The sequence below is a fragment of the Gimesia chilikensis genome (assembly GCF_008329715.1).
Taxonomy (GTDB): Bacteria; Planctomycetota; Planctomycetia; order Planctomycetales; family Planctomycetaceae; genus Gimesia; species Gimesia chilikensis.
The window spans coordinates 379848-402116 of record NZ_VTSR01000009.1 but is presented as its reverse complement, the minus strand read 5'-3'; the positions used below and the strand labels follow the sequence as shown (position 1 = coordinate 402116).

The following is a 22269-nucleotide window of genomic DNA, read 5'->3' as shown; positions in this document are numbered from 1 at the left end:
CCGCAGGCGTCAGTCCTTGAGGGCTGTCGCATTCGGTTTGGTTTCAGTCTTACGATGTAACGAGTAAATCACAGGTTGTTCTGCAGCATGGTTGGCTGCAGGGTATTTCTCACGGGCCTTGCGTTCGGCAAAACCGCGTGCGGTATCGTCCACTTTATACTTCAGGTGTAAATTACGATGCTCCTCGGACAGTTCCTGTTTTCCCAACTGGTCGTAGATCAGCGACAGGTTGTAGTGCGCTGTCACGTTTTCCGGATCGAGGACCAGTGTCTTCTGGAACTGTTCCACCGCCTGATTGAGTAACTGGTCCCGTTGATCCCGATTGGCTTCGGTACGGAACCGTTTGGCCTGATCAAACAGGTTTTGTCCCAGGTCGTTGATCACCACGTAATCTTTGCTGAAATCAAAGCCACGACTGGTGCGTTCTTCGGTCTGGTCTTCCAGGACACTGCGGTAGTTCTTCTCGGCTTCATCCAGGTGTCCCTGTTGCTGGTTCACCTTGCCGCTCAACCAGGCGAGCGTCCACGGCGGGGCGGGGGGATCGGTGAAGGTCGAGGATTTTTGCAGGGCCTCGACGGCGTCCTGCAGTCGTCCTTCGCGGAAGTAGACCCGCGCCAGATTCAGAGAACCATCATAGCGTCCCAGTTGATCGACGTGGCTGAACGCCTCGGCGGCCTGACGCAGTTCGGCTTTTCCTTTGAGGAACAGCCCGATGCCATAATCGTTCCAGCGCTGCCATTCCGGGATCTCCACTTTTTTGTTCTCCACTTTCGCCTCCACGCCCTCCACGGGGAAGGTGATCGTGTCAGAAGCGATCGTGGTGATGGGCAGCGTATTCACATACGGTACTCCCGGTTCTTTCCAGGAGAGCTTCTGTCCTTTCTCTTCCAGGGAAGAGGCGACGTACTGCATGTAATGCGTATCGAATTTGCGATACTGCAGTTTCGCTTCGACGGTTACCGGTTCGGTCAGATCATCGGGCAGGTTGAGTTCGTAATGCACGGTCTGGCCGGCACCGGGGGGCATCTGGTTGTTATACAGGGCCACGAAGATGTCCTGGGCATTACGGCGGTCGATGCGATTGCCTTCACGGTCAATCACAAACGCATTCACGAAATGCGACCAGGGATCCACGGTGCCATCCGCTTCCCGGGAACCACTGCGGCCGATAATCCGGTCGCCACTTTTGACGGTGACATCCAGCCAGATTTCGTTGGAGTCGGCTGTTCCCTGCGTGAAGTGGTGGCCGACTTTCAACGTACGCAGCACGGTTTCCAGAAGATACTTGCGTCCCGGTTTCAATGTGGGTACTTCCGGTCGCAGTGGTGCGGTCAACTTGCCTTCGATACTTCCTTCTTCGCGGATGCCGAAGAAGTCGACGCGGAGATTGTCTTTCAGGAAATCCTGATGGACGGCCACTGTTTCCTGATCACCCCGCAGGGCGGCGATACCTGTGTTCGCGGCGGGGAACAGGTGGTTGTGCACACTGAGTTCCTTCGCGCCGTAGAAGTGACGGGCACCGAAGTCGTTCGACTCTTTCGCGGGCATGTGGCACTTGTTGCAGTTTTCCTGTGCCTGGGGGGGATAATAGAAACTCCGCGCTCCATGGCCGGAGACCCCACTCAGCAGGAAGGAATCATAATGATTCTGTCCGCGCAGGAATTTGTACTGATTGAGTTCCTCGGGCAGATGCACCTTGTGACAGGTACCACAGAATTCGGTCGATTTATGGAAGTCTTTCAGGAAGGTCTTCTTATGGAACTCAGGCTTTGCTTTGACCAGCTGATTGTTGACCCATTGCAGGAAGGGATTGTCGCTATAGGCGAAGGGGTAATGGATCGGTTCTTCGATCGTGTAGTCACTGTTGCCGCGGACACTGTTAACGTGCGTAATCGCATGGCAGGTCGTGCAGGTGATGCCGGCCTGGGCGGTGATGTGATTGATGTCGTCAAAGTTCGGATCATCAAAGGCGCCACTGAAGAACGGAACCGGATCGTGGCAGCCTGCACAGAAGCGGGAGGCCTGCAGGTTGCCGTCACGTTCGAAAGCGACTTTCCGCGTTTCACGTACCGAGGCCAGGTAGGTCGGGTTGTTGAACGAACTGAAACGGTGAACGCTCTTAGACCAGTCTTTATGAGTATCGGGATGACACTTCTTACAGTAGTCATCCATCATCAGTGCTTTGGAGGGGATGAAGTCCCCCGTCGAGGTGCGGGCCAGGGAGGGGAAGAAGTATTTCTCACCCGATTCCGGTCCGACGACATTCCACTTACGGGGGTCGGAGGAATGGAACATCAGCATGCCGATGACCATGGCCGTAATCACTCCCATATAAGACAATCCGGCTTTCCAACGAATCTTGGGACCTACCAGCCGGTGTAACCAGTAGAGCCAGAGCGCAAATATGGGAGCGATCACGTGGCACCAATACGTGATGGATCGGGCAGTGGGATTCTTTAAATCAAAGGAACCGATACGCAGCAGCAGCAGTCCGGAAATCAGTACCAGGCAGGAGATAATAAACAGGCCGTACCCCACGCGAACTGCGCGGCGGTTGAGCCGATTCTTTGTGTTATAAATGTGAACAATGCCGAACAGGATGAATGGCGCCAGGAGAACCAGTCCCAGAATCAGGTGTGCCAGAAACATGTACTGATAGAACCAGTTTTCCAGAGTCTCGCCACTCAGCCAGTCATAGGTAGTGATACTGACCAGGTAGATCGAGTTCGCCCCTAACAGGGCAACCAGGAAAAATAACAGATATAAAACTTTGCGCAACTTTGGTCCGACGGCACGACGGACGATGCGACGGGGCCGTGATTCATTCACGGACGTATCAGTGGTAGCCATGGTTAAAAGAAATCCTGCACAAACTGTCTGTGAGGGGAATCGGCTGAGTTTAGAATTCCAGCAGCGCGCAGTCGCGAGTCTGTTGTATCAGACGCGGAGCGGCGCAAGCAGATTCCCTGAAACACAACAGAGACATTGTCCCTGTGACGATCGCGTTTCAGACAGCAGAAGTGCGGGGAGGACGATCAATGCGCGTGCGGCAGGCATTCGTGTAGTGCCGATTCTGACCCAAAATGGCAGCGGTCAGCGGCGCTCCTGATTTCAGCTCAACCCGGGCGAAGGCACAGGCGGGCTTTGAGACCGTTAACATGATGACAGGTGATTCAGGAGCCGGATCGGGCAGATGATTCTGGCACTCGGGATCAGAGCAGGGCTGCTGAGCCGGCACAGGCAGGGCATGCGTCAGCTGATCGGAATCTACCTTGGCGGGTTCCGGAGAGCCGGCATGATGCAGATAATCGCCGCAGGTCGCGTGGGCAGACGAGAGCGATGTCAGCGTCAATACGTAGACCGCCCCTGCTGTCAGCAGGTAACGCGAAACGGATTGCCAGTGAAATTGATCAGACATGTCACACACGAAATGTACGGTGAAGCGATACTTACAGGTAGAACCTGAGCCCCAATACAGAGCTTACTCCTTATATATTACTGCTGTATCCACTTAAATCCGAGTAAAAATCGGAGAAGTTATGGGAATCGAGCCGGTTTTTTGCTGCTCCCGTATGCCTGTTCAGGCCCTGGATCCTCAATTGGGGGTTGACGAATTTTTGTATTCCGAAGACACTTTCCCCGCTTTGTGCCCGAGTGGGGGCTCAGTCTGGCCAAAGAAGCAGGAAGCGAAAAGGGATACGGACATGATTAATTGGCGCATGATGCGATACCGACTGGAATATCTGGTATTTCAGACCCTGGTCTGTGTGGTTCGATCATTACCGCTCAGGGAGTCGGTGAAACTGGCTAAAGGCCTGGCGTTTGTCATTCACCGTTGTCTGCCGCGTAAGATGACCCGGTATCATGTCGCTGCTGAAAACCTGCGGACTGCCTTTGGTGAAGAACTTTCAGAAAAAGAAATCGACGAGACGATCTACCAGATGTGGACGCATCTGTTTCGTATGATCGTCGAGATTATTCAACTGCCTCGCAAACTGCACCGGGGCAATATCTTTGATGTGCTCGACTTCGATTATCCCCCCGAACTGATTACTGCCCTCTGTTCCGGACGTCCGGTGATTCTGCTCAGCGGTCATTATGGTAACTGGGAGATTGCGGTCTCGGTATTCGGTCTGTTTGGATTTCCCATGGGCGTTGTGGCACGGGAACTGGATAATCCTTACCTGAATAAATGGTTCGCGCAGTTCCGTCAGCACACCGGCCACCGGGCGATGGCGAAAAGCGGCGGTTATGATGACATGGTCGCCACCATTGAACGCCGGGGCCATTTGGCGCTGCTGGGTGATCAGGATGCCGGCAAGCGGGGACTGTTTGTGAACTTCTTTGGCAAACCGGCTTCGACATTCAAGTCGATTGCCCTGCTGGCCCTCGAATACCGGGCCTATATCTGTGTGGGTTATGCCCGCCGTTTGCCTGATGACTTCGAACAGAATCAGTGGATCAAATTTGAGATGGGTTGTGAAGAGTTGATCGACGCTACCAAATGTGTCTCCAAAGACCCGGTTGGCGAACTTACGCAACAGTTTACTTCGTCGCTGGAAAAGGCGATCCGCAAATCACCCGAACAGTATTTCTGGGTCCATCGACGCTGGAAGAGTCAGCCACGTGTGCGTGAGAAAAAGAAACGCCAGGCAGAGCCGATTGCGGAAAAAAGAGCCGCCTGAATTGATTCCCGCCCGCGTCTCCACTACAACCTGATTGAGGAAGAGCCGGCGTCAGTGAACCCGGAAGCGCGAATATCAGTCTGGAGTGATGAATGGGAAATAAAGTGCGGATCGCCGATGTAGATCAGGTTCCGGAAGGGACCGCTGCCGAGTTTGTGGCGGAAGATCGCATTATCGCCCTGTTCCACGTTGATGATCAATATTATGCAATGGACGGTGTCTGTCCCCACGCGGGGGGACCACTGGGTGAGGGCGCTTTGACGGGAACAGTGGTGACCTGTCCCTGGCATGGCTGGCAATTCGATGTGACTACCGGCCAGCATTGCCTGAATGAACGGCTCTGCCATCCGACTTATCCCGTGACTGTCGAAGCAGACGGAATTTACGTCGAGCTGCCAGACGCAAATTCCTGATTATTTATTGAGTCTCGAAACAGCGATATGAAGTATCAAGCGGTTATTTTTGATTGCGACGGTGTACTGGTCGACAGCGAAACCCTGGGAAACCGGGTACTGGCGGAGATGATTACCGACATCGGTTTTCCGCTCTCTCCCGAAGATGCGGTGCAGCAGTTCAAGGGGGGCAAGCTCGCGGATTGCCTGGCGGTGGTCGAATCACAAATGGGACAGAAGCTACCGGCAGATTTTGCCACTCAGGTACGGGCACAAATGGCGGTGGTGTTTCAGTCCGAGCTTCAGCCGATCCGGGGAGTTCGAGAAGCGTTGGAAGCGATTCCCGTACAGAAGTGCGTCGCTTCAAACGGTCCCGAAGAAAAAATGGCACTGACGCTCAAAATCACCGATCTGGCCCGCTTCTTTGACGGCCGGATTTATTCGGCTTATACGGTGGGGGTCTGGAAACCCGAACCGGACCTTTACCTGTATGCAGCTTCCCAGATGGGCGTCCGTCCGGAAGACTGTGTGGTCATTGAAGACAGTCACCTGGGAGTCCAGGCAGCGGTCGCGGCGGGCATCCCGGTACTGGGTTATGCCGACCATAGTTCACCTGCCGAACTCGAAGCATTGGGAGCGCAAGCCTTCCGATCCATGCAGGAACTGCCGGAGTTGCTTGGGTTTTCTGCCCCACTTTCCGGCAACTGAACGCCGGGCATTGATTTTCGCTCGGCAATCTTTGCTGTTTCAATTTTCTCTGAGCGTGCTCAATGCGCGAAAATCGCCGATCGTCTGGTAATTCTTACATTGCCGATTTCAAATTAGAGAGACTGGCGAAATCTTACAGCCGCTATTTTCAGAAAAAACTGAACTTTTTCTTTCAAGAAGCCAAATTGCTGAAGCCGATAAATACTATGAGGTCGGGGTGATCCCGGTCTCTCGTTTGTTCAGCTCAATGGTTTTGATGATTGTTTGCAGGGAGTTTCCCCTGCCCGAGAGCGGAGTCTGTCGGTCAATTCATCAGCGAGTTCGAAATAGGAAGGATCCGCCATGCAACATCGGCTTCGTATATTCACGGGTGAAGAAGATACTCTCGATCAGGCAGAAAGCCTGGTGAATGTCCGCTTTGGTGAAATTGCTGACGCTCTGGCTGAAGCAGTCTATTACCGTCGCACCTGGGTCTCTGATTTTTCAGAAGACGAAGTGAAAATTCCCGCAGATCTCTATGCAATTCTGACTGCATACAGTCATCTCCGTCCGGGCGCCTGATGGTCTCCCGACCTCTTTCCCAAAAGTTTCTGATCAGTGCACTGGTGGTCTCAGGACTCTATCTGATCATTCTGGGAGCCCAGCGTTTTTATGAGCATTATCAGGTAAGGCAGATTGCGCTTGAGTTTGTGTCCGCCCTGGAAACAGGTAACCAGGCACGAATTCGCGCTCTGCTGACCCCTGAGAAAGCCGATCTGGCCACCCAGCTCAAACAGGAATCTCAGGACAGCACGGCCCCCTTGGATTGTCGGGTACTGGATGTGAAAATTGAGGGTGGTGCAGCCCAGGTTCGCATTCAGATTCAAAAAGAGGGCTATGCCATCAAGCCCGACATTCATCTCTTAAAAAGTCAGACCGGAGTCTGGAAAGTCGCCTCCATCTCGCAGGCAAAAGTAGACCCGCTCTGGTATGATCAGGAAGACCGGAAGTACCGGGAGGAACTGATCAAAAAGGGGGTTCCGCCTCAGGAAGTTCAAGGACGCGTGCTGGCGAAGGAACTGGCTCGTTCCCTGGGTACGAGTGTGGAAGACCCTGCTCAAGACTCGGTCGCTCCCTGAAAATACAATAAGCTTGCCCGCCTGTTTACCCTGATGAGGTAGCCATGTCTGAGATGACCTCTCTCGCCGAACGTGCTCTGCAGATCTGGAAGAGCGGTGTCCGGGCCGTTGATTCCCAGTCCCTGGTCCGCCAGGCGATCCAGGTTTCGGGCCAGGAACTCTCGATCTGTGGTCATAACTTTCCACTCGAAGGACACGAAAATCTGGTTGTCGTGGGAGCCGGTAAAGCCGGGTCCGGGATGGCGGCCGGAGTCGAAGCCGCTCTGGACGGTTCTCCCCTGCTGGAACGCTGTCGCGGATGGGTGAATGTTCCCGCTGACTGTGTCAGAACACTCGGCAGAATCAATCTCTATCCCGCTCGCCCTGCCAGTCTGAATGAGCCTACACCGGAAGGCGTCTATGGATCGCGGCAGATTCTGAAAATGATCTCTCAGCTTCAACCGGATGATCTCTGCCTGGTGTTAATCTCGGGGGGCGGCAGTGCATTGTTGTCCGCTCCACTTCCGCCGGTGACGCTAGAAGACAAGCAGGCCGTCACGCGGCTGCTGATGTCGTCTGGAGCCACGATTCAGGAACTCAACTGTGTGCGCAAACAGATCTCCCAGGTGAAAGGAGGTCGTCTGGCGCAGGCCGCTACCTCCGGGACGGTGATCGCACTGATTATCTCTGATGTCGTGGGAGATCCGCTGGATATCATTGCCTCGGGACCGACGGTTCAGGATCAGTCGACCCCCGCGGATGCGGTCGCGGTGCTGCAGCGATTGATTCTCGATCGAGACCGAATTCCTGAGTCCGTCTGGACGATCCTCGAAGGGAAGCAGACAGGGCAGGGCAGCGTCACGACGGAACCACAGAAGACTATCATCAACGAAATCATCGGCAGCAACGCGACTGCCCTGTCGGCTGCTGAAAACGCGGCCCGCAGTCTGGGGTATAAAGTCTACTCCCTCGGTTCGACAAATGAAGGGGTTGCTTCCGAAGTGGGTGTTGATCTGGCCGAACTCTGTCTGAAGATCCACAGTGGTCAGGGACCGGTTTCGCGGCCTGCCTGTATTTTGAGTGGCGGTGAGCCGGTGGTTGATCTTTCCTCCACTCCGCATCCCGGTAAAGGGGGCCGTAATCAGGAAGTCGTTCTGGCTGCACTTCAAAGGCTCTGGGAAGAAGATCTGACAGACGTCTGTCTGCTTTCAGGGGGCACCGATGGTGAAGATGGTCCGACCGATGCGGCCGGTGGAATCATTGATTCCCGGATCCAAAAGAAGGCGCACGAACTAGGGATTAATGTCGACGACTACCTGCAAACGCACAATGCCTACCCCTGCCTGTCGCAAATCGGGGGGCTGATCAAGACCGGAGCGACACAGACCAACGTCATGGATTTACGGGTCGCACTCATCGGTTGAGTAGGTTACACCGGCTGGCAAATGATACCTGCCTCAGAAGTTTCTGCAGCAGGCTGCAGATCATTCCGGGAGAGAGCACGCACGACGGTGAGATCATCGTGTGCCAGCAGATTGAGAATCGTCTCATTGTTGCTACCATCCAGCAGCTTGACGATCGGTGTGCCGTAGTGCTGTCGATTGGTACGAATCACCTGGGCCCGTTGTCCGTTATTCAACTCAACCAGTGATCCGACCGGATAAAGCGAGATGGACTGCAGCAAAGCGCGAACCGCCTGAACGTCATATTTGCCGTGGGCGGCGTCGAAAATCAGCTTTTCCGCGGCCTGGTAGGGCAGTAATCCCGGCGACAGTGCATGGTCCGAAACGAGATTGATGTATTCATCGGCAACGGCGGCAATTTTGGACAGAGGATGAATCTGATTCCCCTGTTGCCCGCGCGGATAACCCGATCCATCGCAGCGTTCGTGAATCTGGTAAGCCACCATCCGGGAGACCATCGGAATTTCATGCAGCTGATTGAGCAGGTCATAGGTGAGAATCGGATGTTTTTTCACTTCCAGTCGTTCGAGCTGGCTGGCAGGCTCGTGGCTGAGCGAAGTACAGGCTGTGATTTTCTGCATGCCCACATCATGTAACAGGCAGCCGATGGAGAGCTGGGATAACGTATCGCGGTCCAGTCCCAGCTGCGTGCCCATCGCCAGTGCCAGGCTCGACATCTGCAAACCGTGTCTGCAGAGATTTCCATCCTCCACAGGTGACGTCCCTTCCAGCACAAACAGGTCCAGATCATCAGACAGTTGTGCGAGAGAAACATCAGTCATGTTATTGAGCTGTGACATGCTGACACTGGTTGTGATCAGCAACTGTTTGTAGATCTCCCCGGTCGCTTTGGTCAGTACTCGGAATTGTTCGTGGTATTTCGATTGCAGGGCAGGGACGTAGTCCGTGGTTTGAACCGGACTGACCTGGTGCAGGAAAGAACTGGTCTGAATCTGCCAGGGGGATCCCGCCTGTCTGGTTTCCGGCACCTGCCGCTTTCTGCTGGAGGCGCTGGTGCGCAGTTGGGTCCGTCTGCGCTTGAGTCTCCTTGCTGACCCCGGTTCTGACTGTTGGCTTTCCCCATCGGGAAGCATCAAATTGGACAGGTCTCGTTCATGGACCCGTACGCTGCGGATGCCACGCTTTTTCAGGCTTTCAATATAAGCCTGAGTGATTTTCTTACCGCGGGCCAGCAGCAAGATGTTTTTTTCGGCTTCCGCCTCATAAATGGGGGCCTGCAGGGTGACCCCGATACGCAGGCGGTCGATATCCAGCGCGGTGTAAGGACTGTTTTTTTTGTCAGCAGCTTTTGAAACCATAGGATTGAGACGCTGTTCTGATGCATTCATATCTGGGGCGCCACGATCACAGTCGTGGCATGCGGAATGGCTGTCTGCGCATTCCTCCCCGTAGGGTCGCTAGCTTCATCAAAGCTATGTCAGGCGCAGCGAAGGACAAACGGGAAGATGCGAACAGGTACCAGATGCAGGCAGTTCGGCGTCAAAGATGAGGACTATAGCGGTTGCAACGATTGATCAGTGGCGTTGAAACGATACTGAGGGCCCGATTTCAGTTGCGTTCCTGCTGGTAGAGTGCGGTGAGGAACTCCTCGATGCTCTTGAACTTCTGGCCATCCGCGGCCATGGTCTCTACCTTATCGCGGGCTTCATTGGCGGAATAGCCCAGACTGAGTAGCGCCTCGTAGGCTTCGCCGAAGACGTCGGTCTGTGCTTCGTCGGCAGGAAATTCCTTGGCGACAATCAGGGCAAACTTGGCCATCTTGCGGCGAAGCTTAGCGACGATCCGTTCTGCCACCGCGGGGCCGATGCCGGGGAGTGTCGTGAGTTGCTTAATGTCTTTTTCTTCGATCGCGGTGGCGACCTCTTTCACAGGACGCACCATGGCCCTTAGTGTTTTCTTGACGCCCACGCCATCCACCGAGCAGACCAGTTCGAAGAACTCCCGCTCTGCATGGCTCATGAAACCGATCATTCGCGGCGTCAGTCGCCCCTTCTGCGGGTTTCCTTCGATGTATTCGATGGTTTTGAGACTGACCTCTTTACCGATCAGAGGTTGCAGCTGGCGGCGGACAAACTCGGGGATAAACACTTCATAGTCAAAAGCCCCCACCGAGATGATCGCCTCGGTCAGACTCAGTTCGCTCAATTGGCCACGGATATTTGTAATCATGGGAATGCTGTTCTCAGGGGATAAGAGTGTTTAATTCAGAAGCAGGCCACACGAATCGTATGGTAGTGGCACAGCGCTGCCGCGAAGGCATCGGCGACGTCGTTCGGTTCCAGGATGGTTTTTAATCCGAGTTCGTTTTTGATCGCATGCTGCATCTGTTCTTTCGATGCACGGCCGCTGCCTGTAATCAGGCGTTTGATCTGCGTGGGAGTGTAATGCACCACGGGGACGCCGGCGTCATGGGCGGCGAACAGAATCGCGCCGCGTGCATGGGCCATGATGATCGAACTCTTGGGAAACTTGGGAGTCGTAAATACCTGTTCGATGGCCATGACATCAGGGCGATACTCGGTAATCACTTCCCGGATTCCCGAGGCAATTTCATGCACCCGCGCCGCGAGGTTCATCTCCTGGTTCGAACGGATGATGCCTCCTTCGCACAGCACCGGACCCCGGGCCGACTGTTCCAGCAGGGCGTAACCCGTGCGGTTCAGGCCCGGGTCAATTCCCAGGTACCGTGTGGCAGGTGTCAACTCTTCATCATCCATTGTCGAGTTTGCCTTCATGTGTGCTCAAACGACTCCGTTCGAAACAGGTGTCCGGCGGAATTACCCCCGCCGCCACAAACTGCCTTCGGGACGGTCTTCCACGGTGATCTGACAGGCAGCCAGTCCATCGCGGATTTTGTCGGCAATGTCCCAGTTCTTATTGGTGCGGGCATCCTTGCGGATATCGATGATCAGCTCCATCAACTGGTTGACCAGACCATCGTCGGCTCCCTGTTCTTTAACGGGGGCTTTGCGGAAGACACCCAGCAGATTGGAGAGCTCTTTGAGCAGGCAGGCACCGGTTTTGAGAGCGGCAACCATCTGCTCGTTGTCTTTGCCGGGACCATCCAGTTTCTGTTCGTGGATCAACGAGTTTAATGTGGAACGCAGTTCAAACAGGACGCCAATTGCACCGCTGGTGTTGAAATCGTCGTCCATCGCTTCCCAGAACCGCTGGCGGAGTTCAGCCAGCTGCTGGAAGTATTCGCCCGGCTCCCCTTCCAGCGTGACCGACGCGTCCCGTTTCTGGGCGGTTGCCAGGTCATAGAAACTTTCGCCTGTGATTCGCTCAAATGTTTCAAAGAAGCGATAAAAGCCTTCCATACCCTTGCCGGTTTCACTGATGTTTTCATCGCTGAAGGCAATCGGGCTGCGGTAATGCGTAGACAGCAGGAACAGCCGCACGATTTCGGGAGGGTGCACCGCGAACAGTTCTTTCACGGAAGCGGCTCCCTTGGAACCGGAGAGCTTATCGGCTTCCTGAGCCTGCTGATCGACGACCACATCTCCGTGACGATCGTGCTGACCGCCAACTTTACCGGCAGCGTCGCTGGCCTGCATCAGACCATTGTGCACCCAGTAACGCACGTACGTCTTACCGGTGCAGCATTCGGACTGGGCTCGCTCGTTTTCATGATGGGGAAACATCAGGTCCAGACCGCCGCCATGAATGTCGAAGGAATCACCCAGCAGTTTGCGGCTCATCGCAGAACATTCGATGTGCCAGCCGGGGCGACCAGGTCCCCAGGGGCTGTCCCACGCCGGTTCTCCTGGTCGTGATTTTTTCCACAGAGCGAAGTCAGCCGGATTCTTTTTCTTGTCGTTGGCTTCCACACGGGTGCCGGCGATCATCTCTTCGATCTTCCGACCACTCAGGCATCCGTAGTTGTTGTCTGACTCAGCAGAGAAGTAGACATCGCCGTCCAGCGGGTAAGCGTTCCCCTGGTCGATCAGCGTCTGGATGATTTCCAGCATCGCGTCGATGTAGTCGGTCGCTTTGGGGAAATCGGTAATGGTATCAATGCCCATCGTTTCCAGGTTATCGAAGTAATCCTGGGTCATCTCGGCTGCCAGCTTTTCAACCGAAATATTCTTTTCGGCTGCCCGATTGATCAGCTTGTCATCAATGTCCGTGATGTTGTTGACGAACTTGACTTCATAACCGTTGTACTTCAGGTAACGGGCGATGGTGTCGATGATCACCGGGCCGACCATGTGACCGATGTGCGAATGCTTGTAAACCGTGGGGCCGCAGAGATAGATGCCGACCTTCCCTGGTTTGATCGTCTGGAAATCTTCTTTTTTGCGACTCAGTGTGTTGTAAATTCTTAGCGTCATGTTCCTGGATACCTGAATTTCTTCCTGTTCTCAAAAAACGAGTTCTAACGTCGCAGCAGAACGACAGCGTCGGCGGTCATTGCTTCCTGTCTTCCGACCGGTCCGACCCGTTCTCCCGTTTTGGCTTTAATGTTGACCTGTTGCGTGTCGAGCTGCAGTGTCTCTGCAACCGACTGGCGTATTTGTGGCTTATAGCTGGCTAGTTTAGGACGTTCCGCCGAAATTGTGCAATCCAGGTTTATGATTTGCCAGCCGGCCTGCTGAACTTCTGCAAAGGCAGCCTGCAGCAGTTTCCGGGAATCGGCGCCTTTCCACTGGGGATCGGTATTGGGGAACATCTCGCCGATATCCCCCAGACCGGCTGCTCCCAACAGGGCATCGGTGATTGCATGCAGTAGAACATCCGCATCACTGTGTCCAACCAGACCCAGTTCAAAATCAATTTCCACCCCTCCCAGAATCAGCGGATATTCCGCCTGCAGACGATGACAGTCCTGGCCATAACCGACACGCAGGTCGGGCAGCTGTTCCTTAAGAGATTGAGTAGCCATGAGTTTTGTTCGCAGTTCTGGTTAGAAATCGAACCGGTTTCACCAAATAAACTGTTCGGTTGAATATCGTTTTCGGTTCGAGGCGTGAAAGCACGCAGATCATAGCTGGAGCTGTCAAACAAGGCAATATGAGCCGGTGCTGAGAAAGACTTCCTGCTGTATTGTCCCCGGGAATAAAACGTTTTTCGTCATCTGAGCAGCCACAGACGGTAGTCTCCAATTTCAAATTGACATAAATCCTGAATAGTAATAGACTCCCTATCCCTTCCCGTCCTTCGGACAACAGCATCTCTGCGTTCTTCGCTCTCAACCAGATCTCTGACCCTTTCCATGAAGTTAGTATCCCTTAAATTCTGTTTACTGTTTCTCACACTGGCCTGGCTGGCTCTGTTGATTACCGGCTGCGCGCTGATGCGTGAAGGGGCCGTACTGGGATTGGGTAAGTATACGGAAACGAACACCGTCAACAAGCTCCCATCCATACCCGTCTCACAGGACGCGATGCAGGTGGAAATTGTGTTCGTCGAACGTCCGGTGACCGATCCGCTGCTCGGGTCTGCCCTCTGGAACGAAGTCGATGAAATCGGTGCGATTCAGCTGACCGACCAGGAAAAACTGAATCAGAACGGGTTGCGGGTCGGCCACGTGAGCTCGGTGCCTCCTATGGCACTACAGACGTTGCTGGGATTGAAATCACATTTCGGTGGTATCAAGAAGGAAGAAGAATCGCTGCTGCTTTCCGGCAGACGGCTGATGCTGCGATCCGGGGTACCTACTGATATTCAGACCAGCGAGCTGTTTGACAAGTGCACGCTGAATCTGATCACAGACGACGATGAAGAGCCCCTCGAGATCAAAGACTTCGAACAGGCCCGCTGTGTCTTCCGCGTCAAAGCACATAAAATGCAGGATGGCTGGGCCCGGTTGGAGTTTACGCCCGAGGTCCACTACGGTGCGCAACAGCTCAGACGGACCGCTACCAATATCGGCTGGCAGCTGGAGAACCGTCAGAATACCAGCCCGCTCTACAACCAGAAGTTCGAGGTCACACTGAACGTCGGCGAAATGGCCATCATTACTGCCACCGACGATGTTCCCGCCAACTCAGCCGGCCGACTCTTCTTCCGTGGCGAAGGATCAAAGGAAGACATCCAGAAAATCCTGGTAGTCCGCCTGGCCAACATGTCCAAAATGGATGTGACCCGTTCTAAATAACTTCTGCGGCACTAAAAAAAGTGAGCTGCCCCGCGTGGAGACAGCTCACCTGATGTCAGCATTTTACGCTTTCGGCTTTTAGGATTAGACCTTGCCGAAGATCGTTTTACCAGAAGAGTAGAGGTCGTCGCAGGCTTCACCCATACGTTCGACAACACCCATTTCGGCAGCTTTCAGGTAGCTACGTGGATCGTAGACTTTCTTGTTACCGACTTCACCGTCGATCTTCAGCACACCATCGTAGTTCTTCATGATGTGATCAACGACAGGACGGGTGAAGGCGTACTGGGTGTCGGTGTCGATGTTCATTTTCACAACGCCGTATTCCAGAGTTTCACGCAGCTGGTCTTCGGGAGTTCCTGAACCGCCGTGGAATACGAGGTCGAATTCGGCTTCTTTGCCGTACTTCGCCATCACAGCTTCCTGACCGGCTTTCAGAATTTCCGGACGCAGTTTAACAGCACCCGGTTTGTAGCTGCCGTGCACGTTACCGAAGGTGGCAGCGAACATGTAGCGGCCCAGACCGTTCAGGGCTTCGTATACAGCAACCATGTCTTCGGGAGTCGTGTAGAGCTTGTCGGCGGGCTGATCGGAGTTATCGACGCCGTCTTCTTCACCACCAACAACACCCGCTTCCACTTCCAGAATGATTTCATTCTCGGCACACAGCTTGAGCAGATCGACTGACAGTTCCAGGTTTTCTTTTAAGGGCAGTTCCGAAGCGTCCAGCATGTGTGACTGGAACAGGTTCGGCAGGCCAGCTTCCCGGCGACGGGCGGTTTCTGCGATCAGTGGCTTCAGGAAGGAATCGACCTTGCCGGGCTGACAGTGGTCGGTGTGCAATGCGATCAGCACATCATATTTTTCTGCCAGACGATGTGTGGCTTCTGCCAGAATGATTGCACCCAGAACCGCATCTTTCGGATCCAGACCGGAAGCGAACTGGCCACCACCGGTGGAGACCTGAATAATTCCGTCTGATTTTTTATCGGCAAATGCTTTGAGGGCTCCGTTGATGGTCGGCAGTGAAGTCACGTTCATCGCGGGATAGGCATAGCTGCCCTCTTGAGCGGCATCCAGCATCGCGGCGTATTGAGCTGGGGTGGCAATCGGCATTGGTTTGTTCCTGTTCAGTAAAAAGTTGAAAATATGATAATTCTGAATGCATCCGGTCAGGCCGAAGTCGCCCTCAGCTTGACCCTGATCAGTCTGTAACGCTCTCCCGGATTTAGCGAGAGGTTGTTTCCATCACGTCAGACGAGCAGCAGAGTACCGGAAGGAGTTTAGAGAGAATGGAATCAGGCTTCCGGCCATTCAGAACGTGTTACCCAGAGTATTCAAACATTGAGACAGCTTTTCACTCTGTTTCTATACTGTTTATTATCAAGTTCTGCCCGCACCTTCAAGTGTCCTGCGCTGCCTCAGACACGATTGTCTGTGGATGTTCGGACGGCTTCCCGCATTGTCTGCCTATCATCTGACAGAGAAAGAAGTTAGTTTCAGAACTTTCTTCAGTAAATGCAGCCCGCCCCTCAGGGACTCAGGGGGGGATTCGAAGGAGATTCACTCCCGCTGGTCTGCTGGTAGAGCCTGGGTTCGGGTGTATAGGCAATGACGCGCAGGTCATCAAACAGGATCGCCCCCAGCCCATACAGGTACATCGAGAGCGTGAAGGTTTCGCTTCGGGGGACTTCCCGGATGACGTCAATCTTCTGCCAGCTGCTCTGCGCATTCCAGTGTAAAGCCCCGCCCGGACCCATAATGCTGTCTTCCAGCGTGGCCCCCTCGGTGTGACCAATGATCGGGGAGCTCACTTTCACCCAGCCTGTGATATGCACGATCTGCCCGCTGCGGACCTCCAGGGGAGGCGTGGTTACTTTGACCAGCGGATCCTCGATATAAGCAGGCACTTCACCCCGGTTGATCGGAGCGGCCAGCAGTCGCAGGCTGAAGTTTCCGGATTTCCGGTCGCGGGGATACAGCTCCGCGATCGCCTGTGTGCCAGTGATCGGGTTCTGTTTATGCTTCCAGCCTTCCGCTGTCATGGTGTCGATGTCTTCGAAATCACCGGAACGCAGCAGGTTCGACTGAATCTTACCGGAACTGCGGCCGATCTGTTCGATCATCCGCCAGTGGTCGGGCAGGGTACTGTAGGCAATCGTGTAAGGGCTGGTGACTGCAGAATCAAAATTGTGGGTCGCTTCCCGCCACTGACTTCGCTGCAGAATTCGCAGCAGCTGCATCGCGTCGCGAGCCTGGAGTCGCGCGCGGTGATAATCTTTGTTTGCCAGGGACTGTTCCGACTGGGCAGACAGTTTGCGGGAACGTTCCAGAATCGCCGGTCCATCCAGGCGGGCAATCTGGCTGACCCCCATCTCCACCAGCGTCGCATTTGTCTGTTCGCAACGTTTCAGCTTGGCACTGCTCATCTGCACGCAGGCCTTTGCTGATTGTGCACTGATCCCGGCGATTTTCCTTCGCAGATTTTCAATCAAACCCTGATCCGACGTCATGATAATGATCGAGGTCATGTCAAATTTGGGAATGCGGATCTGTACGCCACCATTGACCCGTTTACGGTCCAGGTTACGAATTTCGGTCGTGCTCACTTCCCAGACAGAGGCTGAAACATTTCCACCGGGAATGACGATGGTCGCGTCGTTCCCCGCCATCTGGTCCGGAACAAACTGGGCATCGTGACGATACCAGACCGGGAGAATCAGGGTGCCGAACTCGGATTGAATCACGGCGGCCTGCAGTTCCTCCGCTGTCTGTTTTTCCCTGAGCAGCTGCATTTCCCGCTCTGCGAGGCGCTCGTCACGGATCAGGCGATCTTTGCCCGCGGTCTTGAAGTCAGCTCCCAACTGACCGATTCGGGGAGTTTCACGTTGTTTCAGGTTGAAGGGAACGTGTGAAATCACGGTTCCCGCTGCCAGCCAGGGCTCAATCAGGTCAATCTCCAGGTTCAACTGCTCAATCGCCAGCTTTCGTTCCAGAGCACCTGGTGCAGAGGTCTCATCCAGTCTGCTGGTGGTCCAGTAGCCGGCCCCCCTGCAACCTGCGGAAAGTGCACTATAGGTCTGCAGGCGAATCTGTTCGGGTTCCACTACGATCGGTAACTTGTTCGCGGTCTCCCGCCATTGACTGTTGGCTGCCGTCGGTTCCGTCTGGATCCAGGTCCACAGAAATCGGCCTGGTGCAACCTGTGTTTTTTCGATCAAAGTTTGCCGGTAGTCCAGCAGGCTGATATCGCTGTTCAGAATCCGCGGACTGGAACCGATCATCGAGACTTCACGTGAGATCTGTCGTTCTTTGCCCTGCACGTCCGCCATGATGGGACGCTTGAACTGCTGATCTGCACTCTGAATCTGACCGACGCGGCTGCGGATTTCGCTCCACTGATGACCGGGGATTCGAGTCCCCAGGTTCCAGAAGATGATTGGCGCGGTCTGCTCATCAAAGGGGATCAACGTCGCATCTCGGGAGGGGAGAAACGATCCCTGTGAGTCCTGGGGGCGGGGCGGGGTGGCCATCGCCCACAGACCCTGGCTGCGGAGTTGTCCCAGAAAATTGTAGTCGTCGAACTGGGGAGCCCAGATCACGTTCAGGCCCGCCTGTTTCATCGTGGCCAGGTTCTCGCCATGATAGCGGGACATTCGCGGAAACATCGGTTTCCCCTGCAGTTGAACCCGGTCCAGCAGGAACTCGACAATCGGCTTGACCTGCTCTTTCTGATAAGCGGCAGCGGTCTGCAGTACCGTTTCATTCGGATGAACGATCGGCGAGAGCTTCAGGTCATCCATCAGGAATTCCACTTTGTCCGAAGAGGACCTGGTGACGACCAGCACCCGTTCCACATACATCTCGCGTGTATCCAGTTGGCGCAGTTTGCTGCGGCCCCGTAACAGTCCCAGCGACTGATTCACCAGCGGCTCCGAAGTCGTACACTTCAGTTTCTGCCACTGTCCTTCGTCGGTATAGGTGTCACCAATCAGGTAAATGCGTGCCGCAGCGCCGGTTTCCGGGTCCACCTGGTGGGGCAGCACCGCTTCCAGTCCAATCCGTGTGCCCCGGCGGTTTGATTTCAGCCAGAGTGAGACCGTCAGTTCATTGATAATCCGACTGGCCGGCAGTGAATGCGATAACTCGATCAGCGATCCCAGATTTCCCGTGGAGACCTGCAGATGCTCGCAGGCAGCGCCCGCATGTTGAGCCGTCGTATTGCGGACATGCCAGTTCTTGCGGGCCATGTTGGGATCGATGCGGACCTGCCAGCTGACACGGGAGGTGTCATCGAAGCCGGCTTCAAAAGACTCGGCGCGCAACGAGAGCGGTACTGATAAAACCAGCGGGAGAACGAGCAGCAGAACCCACGTTCTTGAAATCAGTTCACCGATTTTTCCTGGCATCAATGCCTGTTCTCAGCCCCATCCTGGGATAAAAAGATCTTGAAACTGTACCGGTCAGTCCGGTTTTGATCAGTCTGCAGGTCTTGATCTCTCGCGATCTTAAACCAAACTGGAGTCATACTTTTCCCAGCTTCAGCAGACAGATCACCGTTCAGCATTCTTTACGAAATGTTGAGTCCTGTCCGATTTTTGTTGCACATCGACAACAGCCGCGTTGTTAAAATGCAACCCATCGGTAAATCGCCTGAATCGAGCGATAAACCTCAGTGATTTTAGAAGAAATTGCAATCTGGGCCAATACGAAGCCTCGCTTTTTTGCGAAACTGTCTGAACAGATGCTTTTTGTGCTGGAATTGCTAAGTCTCTGTGCGATCATGATTTACTGTGATTGTTTAATTAAAGATTCATATTCGGCATGAAATCTGTTCTATTGGTACCGTGAGTTTTCCATCCGAAATATGGATTGAGCAGCAATCGAAGGTCTCAACTGAGAAATAGAAACTGATGAATATGCGACTGACAGACGATTCCGATAGTGCCAGCCTCCCTCGCGAAGTCATTGACCTGGGCAAGAAAATTGCCGAACTGCCTCGTGAGCATCAGGTGCACCTGGAAGTTTCCTACTCCCGTGTGGTTGAGTCCGTGAAACGCCGCCGCCGCATTCTGGGACTGATTCAGGAAGCGCTCGCACAACTTCGCCTCGATGTGAAATACCTCATGTTCGACCTCGATATTACGAAAAAAGAACGTGATGAACTCAAAGCACGGCTGGAAGAAACCTAAGCGACACCATTTACTCGTTTGACCCTTCTGCCTGTTTTGCCTGGGACGCCGTTCTTCGCGACCAGATCTGTGCCAGAATCGTTCCCGTCAACATACAGCCAAACATATAGAGTGCGGGTGGCAGCGCGATCAACTCCTGATCGGGAAATAGCTGCCCCGCCAGAACCGCACCCAGTCCCGCGTTCTGCATGCCGACCTCCAGTGTCAGTGCCCGTCGCTTCGCTTCGTCCAGTTCGAATGCCACTCCCGACAGGTACCCTCCCAGGTACCCCAGTAGATTGATCACCAGCAGCACCAGCGCCAGTGAAAAAAACACCTGCTGCAGCCGCGCCGCGTTCAGGCTGATAATCGTGGCGATGATCCACAGGATCGAGAAGTTCGCAAACGTCGCTCCATAACGCTGCATCACCCGCTGAAACGAACCGACCAGCAGCGACAGCATGTGTCCGGTAATCACGGGCAGCACCACCTGGGTCAGCAGATTGACAAAACTGTTCTTCGCCAGCTGAACAGCATCGATCTCCGTTCCCGAAACCGCCAGGTACAGAAACAGGGGCACCACCAGCGGCGAAAGCAGCGTTGCCGAGGTTGTCAGGCAGACCGAATAACTCACGTTACCCCGCGCCGTCAGCGTGAGCACGTTCGAAGCCATCGCGCCCGGCACACATCCCACCAGGATAATTCCGATCCGCAATTCAGGCTGATCCAGAAAGAACAGGCTCATCAGGTAACCCAGGCCCGGCATCAACGTGTATTGCACAAATGTGCCACTCAATACAGTGTGCCAGCGTCGGAAGACCTCACGAACTTCCTCCCGGGGCAGCAGCGAACCGATCACGAACATCGTCGCGGTAAACAGATATCCCAGGTACGGCTGTGAATCGTGAAAGGGGTGAAAATCTCCCGGGACGACGTCATCCCAGATGACAGCGACACCTGAGAGTAGTATCAGCCAGAGCAGCAGAAATCGTTGCAGCATGGTTCACATTTCCGGAAAGATGGTTGTTTCAGGATCGGAATATTCTATAAGGTTCACAGTCACCATCATTTGTTGACAGTCCGCAATCGGTTATGATTCCTGACTGTAAACAAAGCCTCCCTGAATTACTATGAACAGCACCAGAATGATGAACGCGGACCAGCTGGCTGATTTTGTCGCCGACTTTGAAGAACATGGACAACTCGTCCGCGTCTCTGCTCCCGTCGAGTCGGAACTCGAAATCGCCGCCATCACCGAGCAGGTTCTCAAAACCGCCTCGACTGATCCGTCCCCCGCACTCCTGTTCGACCAGGTCCGCGGCCACAAGGTTCCTGTGCTCACGAATCTGTATGGCAGCCTTCCCCGTATGCTCCAGATTCTGCGCAGCGACAGCCTCGACGCCGTCGCCGATCGCATCGCGGGGCTTGTCGCACCGGATCTCCCCGAAGGCTGGTTCGATTCCCTGAAAATCATTCCCCAGTTCTCGCAGCTGCTCAACATCAAACCCCGCACCGTCAAAACCGCCTCCTGTCAGCAGGTCGTCAAACTGGGTCGCGATGTCAATCTGAGCGAGTTTCCCCTGCTCAGGAACTGGCCCGAAGAAGCGTTTCCCACAATCACCGCCGGCCAGATCGTCACACAGGATCCCGAACTCAAGAACCGCTTCGTCAACGCCCGTCCGATCCAGGTCATCTCCGATCAGCAGCTCGCCATCCGCTGGAGCCAGCACGATGCCGGCTATCAGCTCCTGCAGCAATTCCAGGCCCGCCAGCAGCAGATGCCCGTTGCCATCGTCCTGGGGGCCGATCCGACCTGTCTCTACGCCGCTCATGCGCCACTCCCTTCAATTACCGATCCATACGCCTTCAGCGGCTTCCTCCGCAATCAGGCACTGGAACTCGTTCGCTGTCGCTCTGTCGAACTCGATGTCCCCGCCCAGGCCGAAATCGTCATGGAAGGCTTCATCGATACTACAGCAGATCCACTCACCGTGGGACCCGTTGCTAATCCCACTGGATTCTATAGTTCACCCACTGAAGTATTCCCTTTACGGTTGTCTGCGGTCACACATCGCTCCAATCCGATCTGGCCCGCACTGATTCCCGCTGCTCCACCTTCCGAGGCAGGTCTGTTCGCCCAGGTGACCGCGCGGCTCTTTCTGCCGCTGCTCAAACTGCTGGTCCCTGAAATCGTCGACGTCCATTTCCCCGCCGCAGGCATGGGACGCTACCTGTTATTTGTGAGCATCCGGAAATCTTACCCGCATCAGGCCCGTCGCGTGGTAAATGCATTGTGGAGTCTGGAACGGTTACTATCATTAAAGATGATCGTGGTGGTCGACAGCGACACCGACGTCCAGGACGAACAACTCGTCTGGTCGCGTGTCTGCACCAACGTGAATCCGGGGCGGGACCTGATTTTTTCCGAAGGCCCCGGCGACGACGACGATCACAGCATGCCGGTGCAGGGGATCGGGCATAAGCTCGGTCTGGATGCCACCCGCAAATCCGCAGCGGAAGGGCACCCGCGTCCCTGGCCCGCCTCCCTGAGCATGCCTGCAGAACTACAAGAGCAGGTTCAGAGCCGCCTGGATGAACTCGGCCTGGCCTGATTACAGAAGAATTGATTGAA

19 protein-coding genes are annotated in these 22269 nt (G+C 54.7%); 9 read left to right on the top strand and 10 right to left on the bottom strand.

The window, feature by feature from the left end; all coding sequences use genetic code 11:
* Nucleotides 1–9: 9 nt before the first annotated feature.
* Nucleotides 10–2850, bottom strand: coding sequence for a tetratricopeptide repeat protein (locus tag FYZ48_RS14785; protein WP_149341620.1), 2841 nt, complete (start codon nucleotides 2848–2850; stop codon nucleotides 10–12).
* A gap of 157 nt (nucleotides 2851–3007) precedes the next feature.
* On the bottom strand, nucleotides 3008–3418 hold the full coding sequence (locus FYZ48_RS14780) for a hypothetical protein (RefSeq protein WP_149341618.1): 411 nt from the start codon (nucleotides 3416–3418) through the stop codon (nucleotides 3008–3010).
* A 286-nt stretch (nucleotides 3419–3704) separates the two neighbouring features.
* Between FYZ48_RS14780 and FYZ48_RS14775 the strand changes: the two genes are divergently transcribed.
* From FYZ48_RS14775 to FYZ48_RS14750, 6 genes are all read left to right on the top strand, one after another.
* Entirely contained in the window at nucleotides 3705–4685 is a 981-nt protein-coding gene (locus tag FYZ48_RS14775; RefSeq protein WP_145037094.1) for a lysophospholipid acyltransferase family protein, read from the top strand.
* Between the two features lie 92 nt (nucleotides 4686–4777).
* Nucleotides 4778–5098 carry a Rieske (2Fe-2S) protein gene (locus FYZ48_RS14770; protein WP_149341616.1) on the top strand — a complete coding sequence of 107 codons (321 nt, stop codon included), beginning with the start codon at nucleotides 4778–4780 and terminating at the stop codon, nucleotides 5096–5098.
* Nucleotides 5099–5125: 27 nt separating this feature from the next.
* Nucleotides 5126–5785 (top strand): HAD family hydrolase, encoded by a 660-nt coding sequence (locus FYZ48_RS14765; protein WP_149341614.1) that lies wholly within the window; start codon nucleotides 5126–5128, stop codon nucleotides 5783–5785.
* 342 nt (nucleotides 5786–6127) lie between these two features.
* Complete coding sequence (locus FYZ48_RS14760) at nucleotides 6128–6346, top strand: hypothetical protein (RefSeq protein ID WP_145037101.1); 219 nt, start codon at nucleotides 6128–6130, stop codon at nucleotides 6344–6346.
* On the top strand, nucleotides 6346–6903 hold the full coding sequence (locus tag FYZ48_RS14755) for a hypothetical protein (RefSeq protein WP_149341612.1): 558 nt from the start codon (nucleotides 6346–6348) through the stop codon (nucleotides 6901–6903). The genes FYZ48_RS14760 and FYZ48_RS14755 overlap by 1 nt, the downstream gene beginning before the upstream one ends.
* Before the next feature lie 44 nt (nucleotides 6904–6947).
* Nucleotides 6948–8306 carry a glycerate kinase type-2 family protein gene (locus FYZ48_RS14750; RefSeq protein WP_149341610.1) on the top strand — a complete coding sequence of 453 codons (1359 nt, stop codon included), beginning with the start codon at nucleotides 6948–6950 and terminating at the stop codon, nucleotides 8304–8306.
* A 5-nt stretch (nucleotides 8307–8311) separates the two neighbouring features.
* Here FYZ48_RS14750 and FYZ48_RS14745 read toward each other — a convergent pair whose 3' ends face one another.
* From FYZ48_RS14745 to ispF, 5 genes are all read right to left on the bottom strand, one after another.
* Entirely contained in the window at nucleotides 8312–9694 is a 1383-nt protein-coding gene (locus tag FYZ48_RS14745; RefSeq protein ID WP_149341608.1) for an HD-GYP domain-containing protein, read from the bottom strand.
* Nucleotides 9695–9914: 220 nt separating this feature from the next.
* On the bottom strand, nucleotides 9915–10535 hold the full coding sequence (gene ruvA / locus FYZ48_RS14740; RefSeq protein ID WP_149341606.1) for a Holliday junction branch migration protein RuvA: 621 nt from the start codon (nucleotides 10533–10535) through the stop codon (nucleotides 9915–9917).
* Nucleotides 10536–10570: 35 nt separating this feature from the next.
* Nucleotides 10571–11101 carry a crossover junction endodeoxyribonuclease RuvC gene (gene ruvC / locus FYZ48_RS14735; protein WP_242022665.1) on the bottom strand — a complete coding sequence of 177 codons (531 nt, stop codon included), beginning with the start codon at nucleotides 11099–11101 and terminating at the stop codon, nucleotides 10571–10573.
* A gap of 42 nt (nucleotides 11102–11143) precedes the next feature.
* Nucleotides 11144–12700, bottom strand: coding sequence for a cysteine--tRNA ligase (gene cysS, locus FYZ48_RS14730; RefSeq protein ID WP_149341604.1), 1557 nt, complete (start codon nucleotides 12698–12700; stop codon nucleotides 11144–11146).
* Nucleotides 12701–12744: 44 nt separating this feature from the next.
* Nucleotides 12745–13251, bottom strand: coding sequence for a 2-C-methyl-D-erythritol 2,4-cyclodiphosphate synthase (gene ispF / locus FYZ48_RS14725; RefSeq protein WP_187782032.1), 507 nt, complete (start codon nucleotides 13249–13251; stop codon nucleotides 12745–12747).
* A gap of 330 nt (nucleotides 13252–13581) precedes the next feature.
* Here ispF and FYZ48_RS14720 point away from each other — a divergent pair, with 330 nt between their 5' ends.
* Nucleotides 13582–14466 (top strand): hypothetical protein, encoded by an 885-nt coding sequence (locus tag FYZ48_RS14720; RefSeq protein ID WP_149341602.1) that lies wholly within the window; start codon nucleotides 13582–13584, stop codon nucleotides 14464–14466.
* Between the two features lie 84 nt (nucleotides 14467–14550).
* Here FYZ48_RS14720 and fbaA read toward each other — a convergent pair whose 3' ends face one another.
* Both fbaA and FYZ48_RS14710 read right to left on the bottom strand, forming a co-directional pair.
* Complete coding sequence (gene fbaA, locus FYZ48_RS14715; protein WP_145037114.1) at nucleotides 14551–15582, bottom strand: class II fructose-bisphosphate aldolase; 1032 nt, start codon at nucleotides 15580–15582, stop codon at nucleotides 14551–14553.
* Between the two features lie 416 nt (nucleotides 15583–15998).
* The gene (locus tag FYZ48_RS14710) at nucleotides 15999–18875 is read right to left on the bottom strand and encodes a hypothetical protein (RefSeq protein ID WP_149341600.1); all 2877 of its coding nucleotides are present in this window, start codon (nucleotides 18873–18875) and stop codon (nucleotides 15999–16001) included.
* Nucleotides 18876–19379: 504 nt separating this feature from the next.
* Here FYZ48_RS14710 and FYZ48_RS14705 point away from each other — a divergent pair.
* The gene (locus FYZ48_RS14705) at nucleotides 19380–19658 is read left to right on the top strand and encodes a transcriptional regulator (RefSeq protein WP_145037118.1); all 279 of its coding nucleotides are present in this window, start codon (nucleotides 19380–19382) and stop codon (nucleotides 19656–19658) included.
* Between the two features lie 10 nt (nucleotides 19659–19668).
* Here the strand turns inward: FYZ48_RS14705 and FYZ48_RS14700 are convergent, their stop codons facing one another.
* On the bottom strand, nucleotides 19669–20637 hold the full coding sequence (locus tag FYZ48_RS14700) for a bile acid:sodium symporter family protein (RefSeq protein ID WP_149341599.1): 969 nt from the start codon (nucleotides 20635–20637) through the stop codon (nucleotides 19669–19671).
* Between the two features lie 130 nt (nucleotides 20638–20767).
* On the opposite strand from FYZ48_RS14700, the gene FYZ48_RS14695 reads away from it, so the two are divergent.
* Nucleotides 20768–22249, top strand: a complete 1482-nt coding sequence (locus FYZ48_RS14695) for a UbiD family decarboxylase (RefSeq protein WP_149341597.1) — start codon at nucleotides 20768–20770, stop codon at nucleotides 22247–22249.
* The last annotated feature ends 20 nt before the right edge of the window (nucleotides 22250–22269 follow it).

Excerpts from the sequence above, each read along its gene's own strand:
- ispF (WP_187782032.1), bottom strand. The coding sequence starts at position 13,251 with ATGGCTACTCAATCTCTTAAGGAACAGCTGCCCGACCTGCGTGTCGGT.
- fbaA (WP_145037114.1), bottom strand. The coding sequence starts at position 15,582 with ATGCCGATTGCCACCCCAGCTCAATACGCCGCGATGCTGGATGCCGCT.
- FYZ48_RS14720 (WP_149341602.1), top strand. The coding sequence starts at position 13,582 with ATGAAGTTAGTATCCCTTAAATTCTGTTTACTGTTTCTCACACTGGCC.
- FYZ48_RS14775 (WP_145037094.1), top strand. The coding sequence starts at position 3,705 with ATGATTAATTGGCGCATGATGCGATACCGACTGGAATATCTGGTATTT.
- FYZ48_RS14770 (WP_149341616.1), top strand. The coding sequence starts at position 4,778 with ATGGGAAATAAAGTGCGGATCGCCGATGTAGATCAGGTTCCGGAAGGG.
- FYZ48_RS14700 (WP_149341599.1), bottom strand. The coding sequence starts at position 20,637 with ATGCTGCAACGATTTCTGCTGCTCTGGCTGATACTACTCTCAGGTGTC.
- FYZ48_RS14695 (WP_149341597.1), top strand. The coding sequence starts at position 20,768 with ATGAACAGCACCAGAATGATGAACGCGGACCAGCTGGCTGATTTTGTC.
- FYZ48_RS14745 (WP_149341608.1), bottom strand. The coding sequence starts at position 9,694 with ATGAATGCATCAGAACAGCGTCTCAATCCTATGGTTTCAAAAGCTGCT.
- FYZ48_RS14755 (WP_149341612.1), top strand. The coding sequence starts at position 6,346 with ATGGTCTCCCGACCTCTTTCCCAAAAGTTTCTGATCAGTGCACTGGTG.
- FYZ48_RS14785 (WP_149341620.1), bottom strand. The coding sequence starts at position 2,850 with ATGGCTACCACTGATACGTCCGTGAATGAATCACGGCCCCGTCGCATC.
- cysS (WP_149341604.1), bottom strand. The coding sequence starts at position 12,700 with ATGACGCTAAGAATTTACAACACACTGAGTCGCAAAAAAGAAGATTTC.
- FYZ48_RS14760 (WP_145037101.1), top strand. The coding sequence starts at position 6,128 with ATGCAACATCGGCTTCGTATATTCACGGGTGAAGAAGATACTCTCGAT.
- FYZ48_RS14750 (WP_149341610.1), top strand. The coding sequence starts at position 6,948 with ATGTCTGAGATGACCTCTCTCGCCGAACGTGCTCTGCAGATCTGGAAG.
- ruvC (WP_242022665.1), bottom strand. The coding sequence starts at position 11,101 with ATGAAGGCAAACTCGACAATGGATGATGAAGAGTTGACACCTGCCACA.
- FYZ48_RS14780 (WP_149341618.1), bottom strand. The coding sequence starts at position 3,418 with ATGTCTGATCAATTTCACTGGCAATCCGTTTCGCGTTACCTGCTGACA.
- FYZ48_RS14765 (WP_149341614.1), top strand. The coding sequence starts at position 5,126 with ATGAAGTATCAAGCGGTTATTTTTGATTGCGACGGTGTACTGGTCGAC.
- FYZ48_RS14705 (WP_145037118.1), top strand. The coding sequence starts at position 19,380 with ATGAATATGCGACTGACAGACGATTCCGATAGTGCCAGCCTCCCTCGC.
- FYZ48_RS14710 (WP_149341600.1), bottom strand. The coding sequence starts at position 18,875 with ATGCCAGGAAAAATCGGTGAACTGATTTCAAGAACGTGGGTTCTGCTG.
- ruvA (WP_149341606.1), bottom strand. The coding sequence starts at position 10,535 with ATGATTACAAATATCCGTGGCCAATTGAGCGAACTGAGTCTGACCGAG.